General features: G+C 70.4%; 24 protein-coding genes and 1 pseudogene. 19 read left to right on the plus strand and 6 right to left on the minus strand.

The genetic code is table 11. The annotated features are described in order from the left end of the window. The 3 genes from AB0F82_RS30605 to AB0F82_RS30615 all read left to right on the plus strand — a co-directional run. Positions 1-882 (plus strand): DEAD/DEAH box helicase (locus AB0F82_RS30605; RefSeq protein WP_362633213.1); only part of this gene is annotated, 882 nt, incomplete at its 5' end. 46 nt (positions 883-928) lie between these two features. Continuing rightward, positions 929-1,333, plus strand: a complete 405-nt coding sequence (locus AB0F82_RS30610) for a CBS domain-containing protein (RefSeq protein WP_362633217.1) — start codon at positions 929-931, stop codon at positions 1,331-1,333. Positions 1,334-1,384: 51 nt separating this feature from the next. After that, the gene (locus AB0F82_RS30615) at positions 1,385-1,696 is read left to right on the plus strand and encodes an SCO5918 family protein (protein ID WP_356811589.1); all 312 of its coding nucleotides are present in this window, start codon (positions 1,385-1,387) and stop codon (positions 1,694-1,696) included. A gap of 107 nt (positions 1,697-1,803) precedes the next feature. Here the strand turns inward: AB0F82_RS30615 and AB0F82_RS30620 are convergent, their stop codons facing one another. After that, the gene (locus tag AB0F82_RS30620) at positions 1,804-2,163 is read right to left on the minus strand and encodes a hypothetical protein (RefSeq protein ID WP_356811588.1); all 360 of its coding nucleotides are present in this window, start codon (positions 2,161-2,163) and stop codon (positions 1,804-1,806) included. A gap of 968 nt (positions 2,164-3,131) precedes the next feature. On the opposite strand from AB0F82_RS30620, the gene AB0F82_RS30625 reads away from it, so the two are divergent. Beyond that, positions 3,132-3,470: a MerR family transcriptional regulator gene (locus AB0F82_RS30625; protein WP_362633220.1), complete on the plus strand. Its 339-nt coding sequence runs from the start codon at positions 3,132-3,134 to the stop codon at positions 3,468-3,470. Positions 3,471-3,709: 239 nt separating this feature from the next. Then, positions 3,710-4,069: a PRC-barrel domain containing protein gene (locus tag AB0F82_RS30630; RefSeq protein ID WP_356811586.1), complete on the plus strand. Its 360-nt coding sequence runs from the start codon at positions 3,710-3,712 to the stop codon at positions 4,067-4,069. Positions 4,070-4,130: 61 nt separating this feature from the next. Here the strand turns inward: AB0F82_RS30630 and trhA are convergent, their stop codons facing one another. Next, complete coding sequence (trhA, locus tag AB0F82_RS30635) at positions 4,131-4,871, minus strand: PAQR family membrane homeostasis protein TrhA (protein WP_436842195.1); 741 nt, start codon at positions 4,869-4,871, stop codon at positions 4,131-4,133. Positions 4,872-5,132: 261 nt separating this feature from the next. Between trhA and AB0F82_RS30640 the strand changes: the two genes are divergently transcribed. From AB0F82_RS30640 to AB0F82_RS30660, 5 genes are all read left to right on the plus strand, one after another. Then, a complete protein-coding gene (locus tag AB0F82_RS30640) occupies positions 5,133-5,693 on the plus strand; it encodes a hypothetical protein (protein ID WP_362633223.1) in 561 nt (186 codons plus the stop codon). 729 nt (positions 5,694-6,422) lie between these two features. Further along, positions 6,423-7,805: an ice-binding family protein gene (locus tag AB0F82_RS30645; protein ID WP_362633224.1), complete on the plus strand. Its 1,383-nt coding sequence runs from the start codon at positions 6,423-6,425 to the stop codon at positions 7,803-7,805. Positions 7,806-7,917: 112 nt separating this feature from the next. Then, positions 7,918-8,658, plus strand: coding sequence for a DUF5819 family protein (locus AB0F82_RS30650; protein ID WP_362633227.1), 741 nt, complete (start codon positions 7,918-7,920; stop codon positions 8,656-8,658). After that, on the plus strand, positions 8,648-9,868 hold the full coding sequence (locus tag AB0F82_RS30655) for an HTTM domain-containing protein (RefSeq protein ID WP_362633230.1): 1,221 nt from the start codon (positions 8,648-8,650) through the stop codon (positions 9,866-9,868). The genes AB0F82_RS30650 and AB0F82_RS30655 overlap by 11 nt, the downstream gene beginning before the upstream one ends. Positions 9,869-10,094: 226 nt before the next feature. Further along, positions 10,095-10,295, plus strand: coding sequence for a hypothetical protein (locus tag AB0F82_RS30660; protein WP_362633233.1), 201 nt, complete (start codon positions 10,095-10,097; stop codon positions 10,293-10,295). Positions 10,296-10,371: 76 nt separating this feature from the next. On the opposite strand, the gene AB0F82_RS30665 is transcribed toward AB0F82_RS30660, so the two are convergent. Further along, the gene (locus AB0F82_RS30665) at positions 10,372-10,977 is read right to left on the minus strand and encodes a DUF5753 domain-containing protein (protein WP_362633236.1); all 606 of its coding nucleotides are present in this window, start codon (positions 10,975-10,977) and stop codon (positions 10,372-10,374) included. Between the two features lie 178 nt (positions 10,978-11,155). Continuing rightward, positions 11,156-11,665 carry a DUF5994 family protein gene (locus tag AB0F82_RS30670; protein ID WP_362633239.1) on the minus strand — a complete coding sequence of 170 codons (510 nt, stop codon included), beginning with the start codon at positions 11,663-11,665 and terminating at the stop codon, positions 11,156-11,158. Positions 11,666-11,958: 293 nt separating this feature from the next. On the opposite strand from AB0F82_RS30670, the pseudogene AB0F82_RS30675 reads away from it, so the two are divergent. The 3 genes and pseudogenes from AB0F82_RS30675 to AB0F82_RS30685 all read left to right on the plus strand — a co-directional run. Next, positions 11,959-12,492 (plus strand): annotated as a pseudogene (locus AB0F82_RS30675) (DUF5994 family protein); the annotation flags it as partial. Between the two features lie 182 nt (positions 12,493-12,674). Next, entirely contained in the window at positions 12,675-12,941 is a 267-nt protein-coding gene (locus AB0F82_RS30680; RefSeq protein WP_356811578.1) for a hypothetical protein, read from the plus strand. 40 nt (positions 12,942-12,981) lie between these two features. Continuing rightward, positions 12,982-13,254 carry a hypothetical protein gene (locus AB0F82_RS30685; protein ID WP_356811577.1) on the plus strand — a complete coding sequence of 91 codons (273 nt, stop codon included), beginning with the start codon at positions 12,982-12,984 and terminating at the stop codon, positions 13,252-13,254. A gap of 260 nt (positions 13,255-13,514) precedes the next feature. Here AB0F82_RS30685 and AB0F82_RS30690 read toward each other — a convergent pair whose 3' ends face one another. Further along, positions 13,515-14,096, minus strand: coding sequence for a GNAT family N-acetyltransferase (locus AB0F82_RS30690; protein WP_436842196.1), 582 nt, complete (start codon positions 14,094-14,096; stop codon positions 13,515-13,517). 102 nt (positions 14,097-14,198) lie between these two features. Between AB0F82_RS30690 and sigJ the strand changes: the two genes are divergently transcribed. The 6 genes from sigJ (at position 14,199) to AB0F82_RS30725 (ending at position 20,964) form a co-directional block, all read left to right on the plus strand. Then, positions 14,199-15,143: an RNA polymerase sigma factor SigJ gene (gene sigJ, locus AB0F82_RS30700; RefSeq protein WP_362633242.1), complete on the plus strand. Its 945-nt coding sequence runs from the start codon at positions 14,199-14,201 to the stop codon at positions 15,141-15,143. A gap of 113 nt (positions 15,144-15,256) precedes the next feature. Then, positions 15,257-16,459: an NAD(P)/FAD-dependent oxidoreductase gene (locus tag AB0F82_RS30705; protein ID WP_362633245.1), complete on the plus strand. Its 1,203-nt coding sequence runs from the start codon at positions 15,257-15,259 to the stop codon at positions 16,457-16,459. Between the two features lie 276 nt (positions 16,460-16,735). After that, positions 16,736-17,482, plus strand: a complete 747-nt coding sequence (locus tag AB0F82_RS30710; RefSeq protein WP_362633248.1) for a VOC family protein — start codon at positions 16,736-16,738, stop codon at positions 17,480-17,482. A 723-nt stretch (positions 17,483-18,205) separates the two neighbouring features. Then, the gene (locus AB0F82_RS30715; protein WP_362633251.1) at positions 18,206-19,561 is read left to right on the plus strand and encodes a hypothetical protein; all 1,356 of its coding nucleotides are present in this window, start codon (positions 18,206-18,208) and stop codon (positions 19,559-19,561) included. A gap of 93 nt (positions 19,562-19,654) precedes the next feature. Then, entirely contained in the window at positions 19,655-20,344 is a 690-nt protein-coding gene (locus AB0F82_RS30720; RefSeq protein WP_362633254.1) for a GAP family protein, read from the plus strand. 62 nt (positions 20,345-20,406) lie between these two features. Beyond that, the gene (locus AB0F82_RS30725) at positions 20,407-20,964 is read left to right on the plus strand and encodes a potassium channel family protein (RefSeq protein WP_362633257.1); all 558 of its coding nucleotides are present in this window, start codon (positions 20,407-20,409) and stop codon (positions 20,962-20,964) included. Between the two features lie 82 nt (positions 20,965-21,046). Here AB0F82_RS30725 and AB0F82_RS30730 read toward each other — a convergent pair whose 3' ends face one another. After that, on the minus strand, positions 21,047-21,475 hold the full coding sequence (locus AB0F82_RS30730) for a hypothetical protein (protein ID WP_362633261.1): 429 nt from the start codon (positions 21,473-21,475) through the stop codon (positions 21,047-21,049). Positions 21,476-21,549 lie beyond the last annotated feature (74 nt).

Genomic DNA, 21,549 nt, shown 5'->3' on the forward strand with positions numbered 1-21,549 from the left:
ATCGACCGCGGCGACTGCCACCTGAACCAGGTCGCGATCACCGTCCTGGACGAAGCCGACCAGATGGCCGACATGGGCTTCATGCCTCAGGTCACGGCCCTCCTGGACCGGGTGCGGCCCGAGGGCCAGCGGATGCTGTTCTCCGCCACCCTGGACCGCAATGTCGACCTGCTGGTCCGTCGCTACCTGACCGACCCGGTCGTGCACTCGGTGGATCCCTCGGCCGGTGCGGTGACCACGATGGAGCACCACGTGCTGCACGTCCACGGCGCCGACAAGCACCGCACCACGACGGAGATCGCGGCGCGCGAGGGCCGCGTGATGATGTTCCTGGACACCAAGCACGCCGTCGACCGGCTGACCCAGGACCTGCTGAACAGCGGTGTCCGGGCCGCCGCCCTGCACGGCGGGAAGTCGCAGCCGCAGCGCACCCGCACCCTCGCCCAGTTCAAGACCGGCCACGTGACCGTGCTGGTCGCGACGAACGTGGCGGCGCGCGGCATCCACGTCGACAACCTCGACCTCGTCGTGAACGTCGACCCGCCGACCGACCCCAAGGACTACCTCCACCGGGGCGGCCGCACCGCCCGCGCCGGCGAGTCCGGCAGCGTCGTCACCCTGGTCACCCCCAACCAGCGCCGCGACATGACCCGCCTCATGCAGGCCGCCGGGATCACCCCGCTGACCACCCAGGTCCGCTCGGGCGAAGAGGCCCTGAACCGCATCACCGGCGCCCAGGCACCCTCCGGCATCCCCGTCGTCATCGCCGCACCGGTCGTCGAACGCGCCAAGCGCAGCCCGGCCTCCCGCGGCAGGCGACGGCCCGCTTCGACGGTCCGGCGTGTGAGCGTGCGGCAGTCCGCCTTCGATGCGGCGGCCTGAGCACCACGTGATCAGGACACTGACCCATCTCTGCAGGAGGCACGTTGTGACGCTGGTCCGGATGCAGCCCCGCTCGACGAACGCCAACCCTGTGCACCGGACGGTGGACGACCCGATGGAGGCGGCCGGTCCGCAGGTCTGTGACGACATGACGGTCGAGGTGGCCCTGGCTGTCATGGCCAGTGCCCGCGCGGGTCATCTGCTCGTCTGCGACGAGGACGGCCTGTGCACCGGGGTGGTCACCCTGGCCAGGCTCGCCACCGTCCGCGACAGCGCGGCGTACACGGACCGGGTCCGTCTCCGCGACCTCCTGGGAGACCGCGGGCCGGTCACCTCTCCCTTGACCACGATGGCCGAAGCCGAGCACGCGATGCGCCGCCGCAGGCTCGATGCCCTGCCGGTCGTCGACGAGCAGGGCAGCGCTCTGGGCGTCCTCGCCCTTGCCCGCTGAACCGCCGCACCGCGGCACGACCGTCCCCCCTACGTCTTTTTGTGAGGCAACATGCGCTGTGTCATCGCCCGATTCCCGTTCGACCTGACCAAAAGCGGTGTCCTGGAGTCGATGAAGGGCGTCAAGCCCGAGCAGGTCACCGGCGAGTCCGTGATCATCGGGCGCCGTACCTACCCCGTCAAACAGGTCGGCCAGGTCATCACCCGCCAGGACCGGCGTGACTTCAGCGCCGGTGAAGTCCTCCGGGCCATGACCCAGCTCGGGTTCACGTGCCGCGGCCTCCCCCGGGCCGCCGTACCCACGCATGTCCTCAGCCCGCTCCAGCAGGCTTCCGCGATGCTCGGCACCCCGGTTGCCGTCTGACGGACAGGGCCGGCGCGAGCCGACACCCGAACAGCGAAGAGGGCCCGACCGGCAAGCGCGCCGGTCGGGCCCTCCCGCGTACCCGGGGTTTCCTACAGGACGCCGGGTCAGTGGTCGGAGTAGCTGAAGTCGCCCATGGTCCAGGCGCTGACATCCGCGATCGAGACGCGGTACATCCCACCCGTCTCCGGGATCCCCACCGTGCCCTGCAGGATGCGGGCCACGTGGAAGTGCAGATGGGTGGGCGGCCCCTCCCGGGGTGTCGTGGCGGTGAAGACGGCGGCGAACTCGCCCAGACGGGCCGAGTCCGTCAGGACCTCCGACACCCGCTGCCTCCACGCGGCTTCGGGAGCCAGCCGACCGGTGATGACAGCGCCACCGGTGACCACGGTCAGGGACATCTGATTGCTCTGCCCGGACTCCACCAGGGTGGCGACGTCAACGAGCAGCTCGTCAGGCTTCGACATGAGAGCCGATTTTATGCACCGGCCGTCCCGTCCGTTCGACCGGTAGCACTACCGGTCGAGGAGCACTGGCCGTCTTCCCGCCGGAGGCCCGACGGATGACCGCAGCCGCTCGGGCGAGACGGTGGGCCATGGGCCGGCCGCATGCACCAGTGCCGCCGTGCAGGCCGGGGGTGCGCATACGCGGCGCGTGTCGGCTGGAGTGGTGGACGGCCACCTCGATGCTCGCAACAGCCGCCCCGGAGCTCTCGCCGACGAGCATGAAAATCTATGATGGCCGAAGTAGACATTGGGCGCTGGCGTGGTTATGGTTTCTCTCGTAGCCCAGAGAGACAGCAGGGCCCGGCAGAGACGAACTGCCGGGCAGCAGTACCCGCAGGGCGGTGCGGTGGTGGAGTGTCGAAGCCAGGGTTGTTGCAGGATGGCGACGGGACTGACGACCGGACCGGGTGGCCCGCAGTGATCAGGGGCCGCCGTCAGCAGTACCGCAGTTGACGCAGTGGCAGTACCCAGCAGTGAAGTCAGTGAGCAGCACCTCGGTGAAGGCGTCGGCTGCGGACGCGCGCACCGGGAAGTTCGGCAGTGGGGTTCTAAGCCAGAGCAGACGCACGATGGGCGACGGGGCTGGCTGCCGAAGAGTGGCGCTGGTTCAGGCCATCAGCAGTACGCAGTAGAGCAGTACCAGCAGTACCAGCAGCAAGCAACTGATAACCGAGGGAAGAGCGGAGGAGCCTGGCGCCATCAGGATCGCCCGGGCGGAAGTCTGAGCCCGGGTACCGCAGGACATCGATAGTGAGGTGGTCTCCGGTCAAGCAACCGCGATCCCCGCACTCCCGGCAGCGTGTCGGCCGGGTCGGCGGAAACACAGGGTCGGCGCAGTATCAGGGCCGACAGATGGTGTAGTAGTTCCTTCGGGGCCCTGGTGCCGTACGGCACCAGGGCCCCTCCGCGTGTTCCACGAGAGAGGTTCAATGACAGCAGACGACTCGTTCGGCCGTCTCGACGACGACGACTACCCCGCCTACACCATGGGCCGGGCCGCCGAGCTGCTCGGCACCACCCAGGGCTTCCTCCGCGGCATCGGCGAAGCCCGCCTCATCACCCCGCTCCGCTCCGCGGGCGGACACCGCCGCTACTCCCGCTACCAACTGCGCATTGCCGCCCGCGCCCGGGAACTCGTCGACCAGGGCACGCCCATCGAGGCCGCCTGCCGCATCATCATCCTCGAGGACCAGCTCGAAGAAGCCCAGCGCATCAACGCCGAATACCGCCGCGCCGCCGAATCATCCGCGCCGCCGTCCTCGGCCTGAGATGAGAGTGCCCGCCGGCATCGGCGGCCCGCACGCCCCTGGCATCACCCGAACAGCAGGCACGCCTCCCGTGCCCGCTCGGCCTCGCTCGATGCCACACGGCCAACGGCATGGTTCGACCTCCCGGCATTTCGGGGCGCGAGGTTGCGCGGCAAGCGCCGGGGCATGCGAAGGGCACGATACGAGCCGGGGTACCCGTGAGGCCCCGGGGCGGTTGCCGAGGATGAGGAGACGGCTCTGTGGGCGGTGTGTGGACGTACGCGCAGGACAGCGGTTACACATCTCGGCAGTCCCTGGTGGGTTTCACCGTGGAGGCCACTGACGGTGCCATCGGGCACGTGGACCGCCAGCAGGACCAGCCCGGCAGGCAGCACCTGGTGGTCGACACCGGCGTGTGGGTGTTCGGCAGGAGCGTCCTGATCCCGGCCGGCGCCGTCACCGGCATCGACCCCGAGGCGCGGACGGTGAAGGTGTCGAGCACGCGGGAAGAGATCAAGGCAGCACCTCGGTTCACCACCGACAGCGAGACGGCCGACGACGATTACCTCTCCGCGGTCGGGGACTACTACGTCGCCCTTCGGCGCCCGCTCGCGCCCTGACGCGAAGGGCCGATTGCCGGCCCGGCACCGTTGAGCCGGTACGCACCGATCCACGTCGTGGTCAGTAGGCGGCGAGGGAGATGGCGGTGTAGTGAGCGGTGAACGCTGCCACGGTCAGGGCGTGGAAGACCTCGTGGTAACCGAACCAGCGCGGTGAGGGGTCCGGGCGCTGGAGGGCGTAGACGACCGCGCCCGCGCTGTAGAGGAGCCCCCCGGTCACGATCAAGGCGAGTACGGCCGCCCCGCCGCTGTGCAGGAAGTCGGGCAGGTAGCGCACCGGTGCCCAGCCCAGGGCCAGGTAGCAGGGGGTGTACAGCCAGCGGGGCGCTCCGACCCACAGGACGCGGAAGGCGATGCCAGCCAGGGCGCCCGTCCACACGATCCACATGAGGACGGATCGCCGGCCAGGGGGAAGAAGGAGCACGGCGAGCGGGGTGCAGGTCCCGGCGATGATCAGGAAGATGTTCGCATGGTCGAGGCGACGCAGAACGGCCTCACCGAGTGGTCCCCAGGTGCCGAGGTGGTAGACGGCGCTCGTACCGAACAGCAGCCAGGCGGAGACGGAGTACACGGTGCAGGCCAGGACGGCCGATGGTGTCTCGGCCAGGCAGATGAGGACGATACCGGCGGCCAGCGAAGCGGGGACCATTCCTGCGTGAAGCCAGCCTCGCAGCTTCGGCTTGATCGGCTCGACCATATCGGCCGCCCGCTCGACCAGGTCGGCAACCGGATGGTGGCGCTCGTGTCCGCCAACCGCCGCTGTGGAGGAAGCACCGCCGGATTCGACTTCGTCTCGGGACACTGCTTCCCATCCTGATTCGGACTGCTGGGCATCGCTCGCAACCATGCGGTCATGCTAGGAGCTTGCCCGCAGCCTTCCCGGAGGGCTGCCGCGGACTATCGGCCCGGCGTCGCCGGACGTGCCTGGTCAGCCGCCTCATGGTTCCGGCCGGGGAGGCGTGTCGGCAAATGGAGCCGGGGAAGCCGTGTATTTCGGTGGGCCACGGGAACGATCAGAGCTTCCGAACGGGCCTCTCCGCTCTCCTACGTTCAAGGACCGCCGATGCTTCCCGAGTTCCACTCCCACGCATCCGCCCCCCTTTCCCATCAGCTGGTACAGCGGCTGGGGTTGGACCCGCGCCTCGAAGCCGGCCGAATCGACGTGGAGCGTGTCGCGGACATCGCCGTCGTGGCATCGGCCCACTCCGACGGATACGCGGCCACCGCACACCTCCTCGGACTGCTCGCCGCCCTCCCCGCTCCGACCGCGGCCGGAGAGAGCTTCTGGTCGGACCTCTGGAGGTCCTCGGGTTCTCTCTATCTGCTGCCGTCCAACATCAAGGCATGTGTGCTGAGTTCACTCGCCGGTGAAGGTACCGGCCTGGCCGGGCAGATCCTCTCGGCTGTCGACGAGATGACCCCGTCCCAGCGTGTCGCGGCAGGCGAGGTCATCGGTCAGGCACTCGCCGAATCCGACCGCCTGCCCGACCTGAAAACGCAGGTCATCGGGGAGCTGTGGCTCCGCGACCTCGAACTCACCGCCTGGCGCGTCCTGCACGCGGACCACAAGCCAGCCGATCCGGCCGAGCGGAAAGCCTTCTTCGACGCATGGACGAGTGTCTGATCGCCTCTTGCTCACCGACACGGCACAGCCGCAGAGGAGCCGAGGACGAGCCCTTTGTGCTTCCTGGCGGCTGCCACCGGTGGCAGCCGCCAGGAAAGGGAGGCCGACGCCACCGCTTGCCCCGGCGCCGTCCGCGCCGGCCAGAGCCGCTGACTGATCCCGCACCCACGACAGCCACGACTGCGGGCCGACGGGACGCCACTGCGTGTCCACAGGTGGACTGGGAAGTGGGGGCGAACAGGTGCCAGGCCGCCGTCAGAACCGCTGAACTGTAAGTGCCTCCAGCAGGGTCGGACCAGGCCGGGGTGGCGCTTCTTGTTGTCTTGGCCAGTCCGAAGCGAGGGCACCCGACAGCGCCGCCAGAGCCGAGTGAATTGACGACGAACCGGCCGCCACGCCCGCCGCAGCGGGTTCGCGAGTTCACCTGCCCGGCGGTACACCTCCGTGTGCGCCGGTTGGATCTATTTGGGCAGGTGTGCGGCGCTGCCTCTTATGAGTTAACCGAGCTCTGCCCATTCGGGGGCAATGTCGGATGATCGACAATGTGAGTCCGATTATTTTCGGCACAATTTCAGCTGCGCAATGCGCTTATATTAATCCCCCCTCCACCCCTTACTCATTGCTGGTGCGCGAAATTTCCTGCGTAATATGCGGCAGCGACACACCAGGGCATCCCGGGCAAACGGTAGGGCCCGGTACGCCACGGCCCCCACAGGAAATGGCCTCTTGATGAAGCTGAAAACCCAGGCGGCTCGGCGCCGCACTCTGTCCGGCTGGCTGTCCTCGGCCGTCGCCGTCACGGTTGCCGCCGTAATGGTCGCCGGATTGCCGACGCAGGCAATGGCCATCGCGACACCCGTACCGCTGGGCACCACCGCCAGCTACTCCGTCCTGGCAGGTCAGGGAGTCACGAACACAGGACCCTCGGTGCTCGGCCACGACCTCGGAACACACCCGAATGCGGCGATCACCGGGTTCCCGCCAGGACTGGTGCTCGGCGCAGTGCACGCTGCGGACGCTGCGGCTGCTCAGGCCAAGAGCGATCTGATCGTGGCGTACAACCAAGCGGCCGGCCAATTGGGCGGCCAGGCACCTGACTTCGCGCTTGCGGCAGGCATCGGCGGAGGTCAGGAGCTGCTTCCCGGCGTGCACAGGGCCACGTCCGGTGTCGGACTCACCGGCGACCTGGTCCTGAATGCCGGAGGAAACCCGAACTCCGTCTGGGTGTTCCAGATTCCCGAAGCCCTGACCACTGCATCCAGCAGCCGGATCCTCCTGACGAACGGCGCTTCGCCGTGCAACGTGTTCTGGCAGATCGGGAGTTCGGCGACCCTCGGCACCACCTCCACCTTCGTCGGCACCATCATGGCTCTGACCTCCATCTTCGTGAATCAGGGGGCCAACATCGAGGGCCGGGCGCTGGCTCGTGAAGGCGAGGTGACGCTCAACAACAACAGGATCTTCCTCGGCGGCTGCGCCACCGGCGGAACGACTACCGGCACCACCACCGGCACCACGACAGGAACGACCACCGGAACGACCAACGGAACGACCACCGGCACGACCACCGGAACGACGGCGGGAACGCCGACCGCCGGAACGACGACCGGCACGACGGCGGGAACGCCGACCGCCGGAACGACGACCGGCACGACGGCGGGAACGCCGACCGCCGGAACGACGACCGGTACGACGGTGGGTCTGATCGGTGGTGGTCTCCTGGGCGGACCGATCGTCGACCTCGTGTCGGGCGGCACCTCGGGGAACATCGCCGGCAACACCTCCGGGAACACTTCGGGTAACACGGCCGGCAACAGCACCGGTGGCAACACGACGGGCGGCAACACGACCGGCGGAACGATCACCGGGGGCAACGTCACCGGCGGGCACGGCGGTCAGCCCGGCGGACCGGATCACGGCGGACTGGGCCATGACGGTCCGGGCCATGACGGTGCGGACCACGGCGGCCTGGAGCACCACGGGCCGGAGCACGGCGGACCGGACAACGGGCAGGACGAGGGACCCGGTAAGCCGGGCCACGACCACGGCCACGACGGAAAGCCCGGCGACCACTACGGCTACGGCAACAAGCCCGCGGCCCACAGGGGCTAGGCAGCAGGCTGCACGAAGCCCGTTCATCGAACGACGGCGCGTGGCGGAATCCTCATCGAATCCGCCGCGCGCCGTCGGTGAGAGTCGCAAAGACCTCAGGCGAACAGCAGACATGAGAAAGACCGGGTGGGCGGTGTCGAGCGGAATTGAATCTGCGGACGTGAAGGAACTCCATCAGTCCGATTCCGATACGGTCCCCCCGCAGCGTCATGACGAAGCGGTCAGACCGGACAAGCCACCCATGGGCGTTCGTACACTGAAGGCAGGGCTGCACACCGCCGTAGCCCTCTGCCTGGTGACGGCTCTGGTCCACGTCGTCCTGGTGTTCCTTCATGTGGCCCCCTCCAACCCCGTATCGAAGCGGTACAGCTCGCAGGTCAACGGATGGGTGTTCCCGCTCTTCGAACAGAACTGGCGGCTCTTCGCCCCGGACCCCGACTCCTTCAACCGAAAGATCCTTGCGAGAACCGCATACACCGACTCCAAAGGATCGGTGCAGGTGACCCCCTGGTTCGACCTGGCTGCCGTGGACCATTCCGCAGTCGACCACAATGTATTTCCCAGCCACACGTCCCAGAACCTTTTGCGCCGCGCCTGGACCTCCTACGTCGAGACACACGGAGGAAGCGACACGGCACGCTCGGAACGGGCCGTGATGTTGCAGACGTACCTGCGCAACATCGCCGCGGACCGCCTCGCCGCCCACAACGACGGCGGCGCTTTCGACTTCATTCAGCTCCGGGTCGTCACACTGCCCGTCGCCGCGCCCGGCACACCGGCCGGCCACCGCCCGCCGGCACCCACCGAGGACCGGCTCCTGCCCTGGTGGAAGGTGACCTCCCATGGGAAATGAACAGATTCCCCAGCTCCCCTCCACGGCAGCCACGCCGCACGGACCCGCGGCCCAGGAGACCTCGTTGGCCGGCACGGCCCACCGCTGGCTCCTCGACCGGATCGGCGATCTGTGGGCGCTTCTCACCGACCGGCCGATCTCCCTGTACGCAGCGTCGGTTCTGCGCATCGGCTACGGGCTGCTCTACCTGGTATTCCTGCTGCGCGAGTTCCCGCACCGTGACGAGATCTGGGGCCCCGGCTCCCCCTGGACACCCGCGCTGGCACAACAGCTCTTCGACCAGACGGGCTGGAACAGCATCCTGCTCCTGTCGGACAGCCGCGCCTACTTCGAGCTCTGCTACGTGACGGCCCTCATCACGTCCGCGCTGTTCATGCTGGGCTGGTGGACCCGCGCCATGTCCGTTCTCTTCGCCGTCGTGGTGACCTCCTTCCATGCCAGGTCGATCTTCATGACGGACGGGGGTGACAACCTGATCCTGCTGATGGCCCTCTACCTCGTCCTCACCGCGTGCGGTCGGCGCTGGTCGCTGGACGCACGCCGAGAGCGGCTCAAGACAGCCCGCGCGGGCCACGCGCCGGCACCCGTGGGGAGCCTGTACGCCCAACAACTCCGGTCCGCGCGCACCACCTTGACCACGGTGGTGCACAACTGCGGCATCCTCGTCATCGCGGCACAGGTGTGCTTCCTCTACGGATCAGCCGGCCTCTACAAGATCCAAGGCCCCACATGGGGCGGCGGCACCGCTCTCCACTACGCCCTGAACCTCGAACTCTTCCAGCCTTGGCCCGCACTCTCCCACCTCGTGGACGAGTACCCGATGGTGATCGCGATCGCCGGCTACGTGACGGTGCTCCTGCAGGTCGCCTTCCCGTTCGTACTCTTCGGCAGGCTCAAGTACCCCGTTCTGACCGTGCTGCTGGGCATGCACATCGGCATCGCAGTGCTCCTGGGGCTGCCCCTCTTCTCCGGCGCGATGATCGTTGCGGACGCGGTGTTCCTTCCCGACCGCTTCTACGCCTTCCTGCCGCACCTGTGGCGACGCGCAGCACGGCGCACAGGGATGCGGCGGCCGGCACCCGGCCGAGCGGCGGGATCCGGCACCGTACCTCCACAGGCCAGGGCCCGCGTACCCGGCACCAAGCACCGAGCCGTTCCTGCACCGAAGGACACCACGATGGCCGCCGGGCTCGCGTCCGAGCAGAGCTGAGCAGCCACTCAGACCACACATGAAACGCGCTCCCGACAGCAGAAGCGGGTGGGAATCGAGCCCATCATCGGCACCGACCGGCCGGCCCGCATCCCGGCACCGCCCATCGGGGGCGGTCGTCACCCACCTGCCTCGCTTCGCAGGGGAAATGATGCGGACCGTAACGGTGCATGTCAGCGTCGTTCGAGAGGAATCCGCACCCCACGCAACAAGAGGAGTCACCGTCATGGGCGGTACGCAGGACAAGCCCAAGGAACCGGGCAAGGGCAGCGAGGCGCAGGAGCACCATCGCTCCGGAGACCCCGCTCACCCCCAGCCGGGCAAGTCATCCCGCGAGCAGGGCCGGAAGCAGAGCCAGAAGGAGACCTCGCGCCGCCGCGAGGACGACCTGCTGCGCGAAGAGGACCTGCACGACGAGCACCTCTGACCACAACCCCACTCGCACACTTCCAGGGCCCGGCCGCCGGTCCGCAGTCACCCGGCCGGGCCCTGTCGCACGGGGCTCAACGGCTCGACAGGGTCAGCTCGCGGGCCTCCGGCGACGATTGCGGGCCGGCGTACACCTTGATGACTTCCTCTACGAAACTCCGGGTACCGCCCGGGCTCAGCGCCCGGGCCTGCAAGTGCGCATACATGTCGCTGTAGCGTCGCACGTCGGATCGTTTTTCCAGATAGAGGTCGCTGGTGAACCTCTCCAGATACACCACGCTCCCATCGATGGTCTCGGCGAAGTCGAGCAGCGTGAACTGTCCCGAGACACCCGGGTGCGCACCCACATCATGGGGGAGAACCTGCACGGTGATGTGTGGCTGGGCGCTGAGGTGGGTCAGATGCTCCAGTTGTTCGCGCATGACCTCGCGGCTGCCCACCACGCGCCACAGCGCCGATGCGTCCAGCACGACCCATAGGCGCAGCGGGTTGCGCGGGGTGCGCAGTCGGTCCTGGCGCCGCATCCGTACCTCGAGGCGTGTGGCGGCCTGTTCGCCAGTGGCGTGAGGGATCGTTCCTGCGATGACCGCCCGTGCGTAGGCGGAGGTCTGCAGCAGGCCGGGCAGCCGACGTAGCTCCGACCCCAGTCGGCGCCTGCTGACGGTGGGATTGACTCCCACGGCCAGGGCTGCCGGATCCGCCTTGGCTCCACGTCGTGCACGGTGATTCGCGCCGGCCGCTGAGCGAACCGGACTTCGTTTTGCATCCCGCCCGGCTGACCATATTTCTCGGTTGCAATAAATAAATGACGGGCATCACCCGGCAGAAGCGCGGTGTTCAGTGCGTCTCGGTGCGCCTTCAGCTGGATGTCGCTGCCGGTCCAGGACCCGTGTCTGTTGCGTCGGGTGTGGTGGCGATGAGGATCTGAGCGGCCTGGGTCATGTTGTCGGCGCGGACGGCGCGGGCCATCGCTTCGCGGGCGGCGTCGGCGGTGGTGTCCGGGGGGACCACCAGCAGGGCGAAGTGGTCGTTGTGGCCGCGGGTGATGAGGACGGTGTCGTCGCCGACCGGGTCGGAGTCCAAGTGCACGATCTGGTCGTCGATGACCAGGCGGGTGGGGAGGGCGTTCCAGGCGGATGCGTCCACGCCGACCCGGGTGATGGGCCCGAGGTGCTCGGTCAACACGCTGATCAGCGCGGGCAGCTCCGTCTCGATGTCGCGCGTGCGCGGCCACCACGCACCGTCCAGGAGCCCCTCCCGGGACCTCGTGGACTCCAGCCGCAGCAGCGCCGTGCCCGGTTTGATCGCATGGTGGACCGCATTCGGCAGGAGCAGCGGGGGTGCGCGGGGGGTGTCGGAGTCAGTCATGCGGGTCCGCCCGTCTACGGAGTGCGGCCGTGCCTCAAGCAGGTCGACACCGGTGCCGACCTGCGCCGTACGCGGGCCCGCCGTCGTCTTCACGGTACTCCCGCCGTCCGCACCACCGCTCTCCACAGCGCCTCCGCCGGAAAATGCCTGGTCAAAGCGGCCATAACCCATCGATCAGGTGTACATTAAAAGGGCCGGAAGTACTTCGCGCACCGGCTTTCACGCAGGTGTCATTTCCGGCGATCGCCTAAAATCCGGACTGCCGACGGGCAGTTCGGGGGCAGGTCCGCATCATGACCACCACCCTCGACCGGACCGCGCCCCGGGACCTCGCCGCAGCGCTTCCGGCACGCTTGTCCCTCACCCCGAGAACCACACTCGCCGGCCGGCTGGACGGGGCCTGGTGGCCCCACTCCCGCGATCTCGAAGCGGAGCTCCCGCCACTCGCCGCCGCCCTGGAGGAACCCTGGGGACGCGTCACCCGCGTCACCGTGAACCCCACCCGCTGGCCCGTCGTACCGCACACCGTGCCCGTGGACGGACGCGTGCTGCACGTGGGCTGGTTCACCGAACAGGACCCCGACAAGCTCATCCTGCTCTCCTACACCGTGGGGCGCTGGGACCTCCTCGTCATCCCGCCGGAGACCGAGCCCGCCGCCGCGGCCCGCCTGATGGCCGCCGCCGCGATCCCGGGCAGCGTCCTTACCGCAGGCGTCCTGATGACCAACGACGCCGCCATTGGACGCGGCCTCCGCGACGCCCAGCGCCAGGAAGCCGGCTGGGAGAGCGAAGGCGGGGCCTGCATGTCCCCCTTCGGGAGCCCGATGGACCGGATCCACCTGCTCAATGCCCGGCACGACGCCCGGATCGGGGCCTACCGCTTCAGCGACCCCCTGCCGCTACCTCCCGGCCTGCCGGACGACCTTCCTCCGACCGGGGGCAGCGGGCGGGGCGCCACGGCGCCCCCACCCGCCGGCTTCCCGCCCACTCCGAAAGGGAACACGCCTACGTGAAGTACATCGAGACCCAGACACTGCCGTCGCTCGGGCACGCCGAGGTCCGGATCATCGCGCACACGCCCGAAGCCGCCCGCGCGGTCGCGGAGGCGCTCCGCGGCTGTTTCGCAGGCGCGGAACAGCGCAGCTACCCCGCCCTCGACGGCAACACCCGCCTCCACCTCACCGTGGACACGGCGACACCCGCCGGCCCCGCCCGCTCGTGGCTGGCCGCCAGCAGGACTCCCATCGGCACGGGCGCACACTCCGACGAGACCTGAGAGCCCCGAAACACACTCCCGCACACGAGAGGACGCGGTCATGGCCACACTGCGCGAACGCAAGACCTACCGCGACCAGGTGCTCCGGGTCCTGTACGAAGCCGTCGAAGGCAACCGCCTCCTCGGCATCACCGGAGCGCAGCTGCGGCGCGACCTCCACGTACCGGAACAGGACCTCGCCGCCGCCTGCACCTACCTGGCCGGCGAAGGGCTGATCACCGTCGACTGGGACCCCGGCAACACCCCGGCGATGGTTACCCTCACCCACCAGGGGATCCGACACATGGAATCCGAGGAGGAGGAGCACGGCTGAATGCCCTTGCACACGTGAAGGGCCCGGCACGTGGGTACCCAGTGGTCGAGTTCCACGTCACCGGTTCCGCCGGCGCGGGTTCGATTTCCGTCATCCGCTCTTTGGAGAAGGCCCAGGTCGCAGACCTGGGCCTTCTTCGTTGCCTAAGGGCTGTCCCTGCCGTGCCCTCCGCGTGCCCCAACTCCCGTGAATGCCCTGGCCGGAGGCCGATGGGCGCACCCCGTGCACCTCGCGGGCGCCAAACCGTCTCGCCTGAGGGGTCACCCGCCCGCGCTTCTCGAAGAAGACCAGGCCGGGGCGGGCGCCGAAGCCGCAGTGTGCAGGGCGGTGGCACCGGTATCGCCGTCGGGCTGGACCGCGTGCACCGTGCGGACCCCACCGGCGAACAGCCGGTGCTCCAGGGCGGTGATCAGGTCGCTGCCCAGCCCCCGGTGGCGCCAGGCAGGCGCCATGCTGAAGCGCAGGATCCACGCCCGGTCGCCCTCCACCCTGCTCACTACGGCGCCGACCACCACCTCGTCCGCCGTGGCCACCACCGCCGGGTGGAGGGCCTGGGGGGCCGCCACGGCGTCCGAGAGCGGAAAGAGGGGTGACTCCTCGGCCGTGCCGCTCTCCGCATCGACGCGGATCACCGCTTCGAGATCGTCCTGGGTGTAGTCCCTGACGCGCCAACCCGTCATGAGCAGCTCCGCGTGTTCGGCCGTACTCCCATCATCGGCCGCCGTGAGCCGGGGCGCGCGCGGCTGTCGTGAAGATCCGGACAGGTGGTGGCGGAGCACCGCGATCGCCGACTCCGGGCTCCGCCGGCCCACGAGGATGCTCGTTCCCGTCGTCGCCGCCATCGCGAGCAGGCTGATCGCCTCCGTGCGCGCGTCGCGTCCGGGTCGGCCAGGCCGGCCTCCTGCGCCTGTTCGAGGACCGGGCCACCCCCTAGGATCGCGGGCATGGCGCTGCTCATGAGTGACGTGGACCGGTTCGAGGCGGCCAGGCCCCGGCTGGAGGCCATTGCCTACCGGCTGCTCGGCTCGGCGGGCGAGGCGGAGGACGCCGTGCAGGAGACGTTCCTGCGCTGGCAGGCGGCCGACGTCCCGCGGATCGAGGTGCCCGAGGCCTGGTTGACGAAGGTCCTCACCAACTACTGCCTCAACCAGCTCACTTCGGCACGCGCGCGGCGCGAGACGTACGTGGGGCGCTGGCTCCCCGAGCCGTTGCTCGACGGCGACCCGATGCTCGGCCCCGCCGACACCGCCGCGCAGCGCGAGTCGGTCTCGTACGCCGTCCTCGTCCTGCTGGAGCGCCTGTCGCCCAACGAGCGTGCGGTGTACGTGCTGCGGGAGGCCTTCGACTACCCGCACCGGGAGATCGCCGAGATCCTGGACCTCAGCGAAGCCGCCAGCCAGCAGATCTACCACCGGGCCAAGAAGCACGTCGCGGACGGCAAGGTGCGCACCGAGATAGACGCGGCCGCCGCCCGGCGCATCGTCGAGGAGTTCCTGGCCGCGGCGACCAGCGGCCGTACCGAACCCCTCCTCCGGCTGCTCACGCAGGACGCCGTCTCGGTCGGCGACGGCGGCGGCAAGGTTCCGGCCCGCGCGAAGGCGTTCGAGGGAGCGGTCGCGGTCGCCACGTTCCTGCGCGGCCTGTTCAAGCCCGGCAAGGCCAAGCGGGCCATCGTCGGCGGCACGCCCGAGATATACGCCACGACCGCCAACGGCGGGCCCGCCGTCGTCGCCGTCGTCGACGGCCGGCTCGTCGGGATCACCTGCCTGGACGTCACCGCCGACGGCATCGTGGCGGTCCGCAGCCAGGTCAACCCCGACAAGCTCGTCCGCGCGACGCAGCGGTGGGCCGCCTCGGACCACGCGGAGGGGCCGCTCCACACCCTCTGAGGCCACGTGACGCAGGTCACATCCGAATGCTGTCAGGAAATGCGGGGCTGCCCGGTTCAAGAGGCGAAACCACGCCGGACAACGGCTGACCCCGCCCAGACAGGAGCACGGACATGCAGCACCGCATCGTCGTCCTCGGAGCCGGCTACACCGGTGCCGTCGCCGCCGGCCGTCTCGCCAAGCGGCTGCGCCGCGAGGACGTCACCATCACCCTCGTCAACCCCGAGCCCGACTTCGTCGAGCGTGTCCGGCTGCACCAGCTCGCGGCCGGCCAGGACCTCAAGCCCCGGCCGTTCGCCGGGATGTTCGCGGGCACGGGGGTGGCGGTGAAGCTCGCCGAGGTCACCGCCGTGGACGTGGACCGCAAGACGGTGTCGGTCACCGCCGCGGACGCCGCCGGGCCGGAGGAACTGGAGTACGACACCCTGGTCTACGCCCTCGGCAGCGGCTGGAACGACGGAGGCGTCCCCGGCACCGCCGAACACGCCCACGAGATCTCCAGCCGCCCCGGCGCCCTCCGCCTGCGCGACCGCCTCGCCGCCCTGGACGGCGGCCGGCCCGTGCTCGTCGTCGGCGGCGGCCTGACCGGACTGGAGGCCGCGACCGAGATCGCCGAGGCCCGCCCCGACCTCGACGTCTGCCTGGCCGCCCGCGGAGGCCTCGGCGACTGGCTCTCGGAGAAGGGCCGCGCCCACCTCCGTAGGACGGTGGACAGGCTCGGCATCACGGTCCACGAACACACGGCGGTCGACGCCGTGCAGGCCGACCGCGTCACGACCGCCGACGGCCGGACCCTGCCCGCCGACGTCACCGTCTGGACCACCGGATTCGCCGTCCACCCCATCGCCCTGGCCACCGCCCTCGACGTCACCGACCACGGCCGGATCCTGGTCGACGCCACGATGCGCTCGGTCTCCCACCCGGACGTGTACGCCGTGGGCGACGCGGCGATGGCGATCGGCCCCGGCGACAAGCCGCTGCGCATGTCCTGCGCCTCGGGCGTCCCGATGGCCTGGCAGGCCGCCGACGCCATAGCCGCCCGGCTCGCCGGCGCCAAGGTCCCCCAGGTCCCGATCCGCTACTTCCAGCAGTGCATCTCCCTCGGCCGCAAGGAGGGCCTGATCCAGTTCGTCACCGCCGACGACCGGGCGGTCGAGAAGGCCCTGACGGGCCGCACGGCCGCCTTCTACAAGGAGCTGATCTGCAAGGGCGCGGCCTGGGGCGTGGCCAACCCGACCATGGGCATGCCGACCCGACGCCGCCGTGTCGCACGCCAGGAGACCCGCAGCCGCGCTCGGGCCCGGGCAGCGGCCTGAACCGGCGGGCGGCCCGGCGGGGCGACCCGGCCGGCGACCGCGGGCCCCCGGGCGCCTCCCTCGCGGGCCGCCGCCGATACGTTCCGCCGGGCGGGGTGCCGGTCGCCGTGTCGGCGTGGGCGCGGGCGGCGGCGCCAGGAGGATGTGGCCGACGTTTCCCGGGAGCTCCCGCGAGTACCGTGGGAGGGGCATCCGGGGCCGCACCGGCGGATGGGGATGACAGGCGTGTCGACATCGAGTCACGAAACATTCGGCGCACCCTGCTGGGTAAGCCTCATGGCGCGCGACGTCGGCGCGGCGCAGGCCTTCTACAGCGCGGTCCTCGGCTGGCGCTTCGGGAACGACCGCCTCGGCGGAGGATTCGCCGTCGGCTTCAGCGACGGGATCCCGGTGGCCGGCCTCGGTTCCATGCCCACCGGCGTCACGGTCCCGGTCGCCTGGACCCCGTACTTCGCCGTGGACGACGCCGACGTGACGGCCTCACGCATCCTGGAACGCAGCGGGACCGTCGCCGTCGGCCCCCTCGCCTTCGGTACGGGACGGGCGGCGCTCGCCTCCGACCTCGACGGCGCGGTCTTCGGGATCTGGCAGGGCGACGCCATCCCCGACTGGGGTATGGGCGGCGAGGCCGCGCCGGCCTGGCTCGAACTGCGCACCAGGAACGCCTTCGACGCCGCCATCTTCTACGGCGAGGTCCTGGAATGGGCCTGTTCCCAGGCGGGCTGCTGCGAGGTTTCCTACGTCGAGGAGGAGAACCGCATCCTGCTGCGCCACGGCGGCCGTACGGTGGCCCGCCTGCACGGCGGGACGCTCGCGCAGTCTCCCGACCCGGAGCTGCGGCCGCGCTGGCAGGTCCACTTCCGGGTGCCCGACCTCGAAACGGCGGTGAAGGCCGCGACCGGCCTGGGCGGCAGCGCCGTCTCCGTGGCGGACTCCGGTCCGGGCCCGCACGAGGTCACCCTGCGCGATCCCGAAGGCGCGCTGTTCGGCATCGTCGGGCCGGACGATTCCGTTCCCTTCTGATCCTTCTGCCTCCTGATCCTTCTGCCTCCTGATCCTTCTGCCTTTGCTCCTCCGCCCCCTCACCCTCTCCCTCGGCAGAGGCGCAGATCGGCCCCAGGGCCCATGCCGGCGCGCAGTCCGGCGTCGACACTGGTCAGCGCCGTGCCCATCAGCTCTCCGCATGGTCACGTCCGCCTCCGCCCGGTCGCGGAACCGGTCGGCGTCGGCCTCGTCGGCCTGGGCGCGTACGCGACGGTCGGCCACCTCCGGTACTGCCGCACCACCCTTGCCGTCCCGCAAGGCGGCGAAGGTCGCCCCGGTCGAGGCGATGCGCTCCAGGACGCCTCGGCCCGGAACCTCCAGGCGCGATGCTCGCCTGCGGTGTCCTCGTCGTCGCCCTAACCGTGCCGGCGCCGCCGCTCGCCGCCCCGGTGATCCGGCCGGCGGGCGGCTGACCGGCCGCTTCGGCGCCGTCGGGCACCTCGCCCGGGAGAACGCGCTGCGCGACCCCGCGGGCGGCGGCGCTGAGCCCGCTGCCCGCCGTCGCCGAGGCCTGAGGGCCCGGGCCGAGGCCTGACGGCCGGGGCGGCCGGGCGGCCGGGGCGGCTGAGAGGGCTGCGGCGGCTGAGGCCGCGTCACCTGTAGGGCCCAGCTGAACAGGCGCGTCCGGCGACGCCCTGGGTCCAATGGCAGGGCGCGGCTGTCCGCCGCGCCCTGCCGTGCCCAGTCGTCCCCGGGAGTGCCATGAGCGAGCCGTCCCCGTCACCCGGCGGCCCGCCCGGCGCGGCGCCGCCCGCCCGACCGACCGCCGCCGCCCAGGGCGGCGGATCCCGGGGCGGGCGGATCGCGAAGAGCGCCGTGTCGGCGGTGCTGATCACGCTGACGTGCATCCTCGTACCGATCTCCCTGCTCACCGTCTGGGTGCACGACATCGTGCTGGACACCGACCGGTACGTCTCGACGGTCGAACCGCTCGCCTCGAACCCGGCGATCGAGGAGGCCGCCGTGAACCGCATCACGAAGGCGGCCGACGTACACGTGGACGGCTCCCGGGTCACGGCCGACCTGGCGCAGTGGCTGGAGTCGCAGGGGCTGCCGCCGCGCGTGGGCAACGCGGTCAAGGCGCTGGGTCCGCAGCTGGACTCGGCCGCCGACCAGGTCGTCTCCAAGGTGGCGACCCGGTTCGTGGAGAGCGACCGGTTCGAGAAGGTGTGGACGGTGGCCAACCGCGCCGCCCACAACGCCGTGGTGCACGCGCTCACCGGCAAGGGCCGCGGTGCGGTCGGCGTCGACGGAGGCACCGTCACCCTCGACGTCGGGGAGGCGGTCGACAAGGTCAAGGAGGAGCTCGTTTCCGCCGGGGTCTCCCCGGCGGAGAAGATCCCCGAGGTCGACAAGCAGATGGTGCTCTTCCAGAACGACAAGCTGGGGCAGATCAGGGGCGCGGTGCGGCTGCTCGACGTCCTCGGCAACTGGCTGCCCGTGCTCACGGTCCTCCTCGGCGCGGCCGGCGTGCTGCTGGCCCGGCGCCGGCGCCGGGCCCTGGTGACCACCGCCCTGTGCGCGGCGTTCGCCTGCCTGCTGGTCGCCATCGCCCTGGTCGTGGGCCGCCGTTACTACCTCGACCACCTGCCCGCGGAGGTCCAGTCCCCGGCCGCGGCGGCGGCCGTCTTCGACACGCTGGTGCGGTTCCTGCGGGTCAGCCTGCGAACCGCGATGGTCCTCGGGATCGTCGTGGCGCTCGGCGCCTACCTGTCCGGTGCCGGCCGGCTGCCGCGCGGTGTGCGCGGCCGGGCCGACCGTACGGCCGACTCCGCGGCCCGCTGGGGCGCCGGACACGGGGTGCACACCGGCGGCGCGGGCCGGTGGGTGGAGGCTCACCGGCACGCGCTGACCGTGGGCGTGCTGCTCGTCATCGCGCTCGTGTTCGCGCTGTGGAACCACCCGACCGTGCTGACGGTCCTGCTGCTGGTGCTGATCCTGCTCGTGGTGCTCGCCGTACTGGCCCTGCTCGCGGCCGGCGGGCGCGTCGCCGGCGCAGCGGGCGCCGCCGGCGGCCCGGCCGATCGTCCGGCCCCGCGCAGCCCGGACCGCGAATGAGCCCTGGCCTGGCCCGGTCATTCCGCCTGGCTTCCGACAGTCGTCCAGGCCCGACTCCGATCATGCACGGATTCCACCGACGGGGAAAAGCCGATGGTGCTTGACCTGATCGCCATCGGGCTGATCATCACGCTCTATCCGCTGCCCGTCATGGCCTTCGTGCTGGTGGTGTCCGCACCCGGCGGTCTGTGGAAGGGGCTCGCCTTCATCCTCGCCTGGCTCGGCTGCCTCGTCGCCGTGATCGCCGTCGTCCTGCTCCTCACCGGGGGTCAGCCCCCGCCGCCGCGCTCCCCGCCGTCCACCGCCGGCCTCGCGCTCCGGCTGGCCATCGGCATCGGGCTCGTCGCCTACGCCGAGTACCGGCGCCGGCGGCGTCCCCGGGCCGACGGCACGCCGGACGAAGGACTCGGGCTCGGCCCCGCCGCCGACGACGACGGGCACCCCCTCACCTCCCGCATGGACCAGGCGTCCGCATGGTCCGCCGCCGGACTCGCGGTGCTCCTCCAGCCGTGGGGCATGGTCGGTGCGGCCGCCGCCACCGTCCTCGAGGCGAACCTCTCCGACAGCGCCACGTACCTGGCCCTGTTCGGCTTCTGCGTCCTGGCCTCCTCCACCCTCCTGGCGATGGAGCTGTACATGGTGTTCGCCCCCGAGCGGGCGGCGCGGGCGCTGACGGGCATGCGGGCATGGCTCTCCGACCACAAGGACCCGGCGATCGTCTTCACCTGTCTCGTCCTCGGCCTGTGGCTGGTCGGCAGGAGCCTCTACGACCTCACGCACTGACGGGGGCGTCGTGCGGCAGCACTCCGGTCGCCGGATGCGGTCCGGGCCGTTCTCCTGAAGGCATGGAACGCAACGCAGCCCGTCGCCGCCGGCGCTTCCTGCTGGGCCACTGCCTGCGCGCCACGGCCGCTGCGGGCCTGCTCACGGCGCTGTACTACGTGGCGCCCCTGGAGGGCGGCTTCGGGATCCTGACGGTCCTGACGCTCGTGCTGGGGCTGCTGGCCTTCGGCCTGCTGACAGCCTGGCAGGTCTCCACCATCGCCCGTTCGGAGTATCCGCGGCTGTCCGCCCTCGAAGCGGTGGTGACCGCCGTACCGCTGTTCCTCATCGTCTTCTCGGCGACCTACTACATGCTCTCCGAGAGCGTGCCCGGCAGCTTCTCCGAGTCGCTGAACCGCACGGACGCCCTCTACTTCACGGTCACCGTGTTCGCGACCGTGGGCTTCGGCGACATCGTCCCCGTCACCGGGACCGGGCGCGTGCTGACCACCGTGCAGATGGTCGCCGACCTGGTCGTGGTGGGCGTCATCGCCAAGGCGCTCTTCGGCGCGATGAAGATCGCCATGCGCAGACGGAGCGGCGGGGGGCTCCCGTCCGCGGACGAGGACGACGCCCCCTGAGCGGCGAAGACCCCGCCCGGGGGGCCGGACGGGGTCTGCTGCGCGGAGCGGGGGGGGGAGGGGGGTGGGACCGGTCACCCGGTCAGCACGTGAGACCGGAGGAGGCGGCCGTCGTGGCCTGGTCCAGCTGCTGGATCTGGGGCTGGAGCTGGGTCAGCGCGTCCTTGCCGGTCGTGTCGCCCGGCAGGTCCTCGTACCCCTTCTTCAGGTTCTCGGCGGCGGACTGCACCGCGGAGCGCTCCGCGTCCTTCAGCTTGCTCGCGTTCTCCTTGACGTCCTCCCAGTCCTGCTGGACGGCGTCGTAGGCGTCCTTGATCTCGTCCTTGGTGGCGACGGCGGGGTTAAGGGCCTTCAGCTTGGCGTTGTCGGCCTTCAGTGCGTTCAGGTCGGTGCACAGGTCGGCCGAGGCCTCGGAGGCCTCCTCGGCGGGGGAGGAGCTGTCGTCGGAGCACGCGCCGAGACCGAACACCGCGCTCAGGCAGAGCACACCGATCACCGGGAAACGCTTCATGGAGGGGGCCTTCCTCGATCAGGGCAAACCGGGCGTACGGGACCATCCGGTACTACGACAAAATATGCATGACC

This window comes from Streptomyces virginiae (assembly GCF_040638905.1).
Taxonomy (GTDB): Bacteria; Actinomycetota; Actinomycetes; order Streptomycetales; family Streptomycetaceae; genus Streptomyces; species Streptomyces virginiae_B.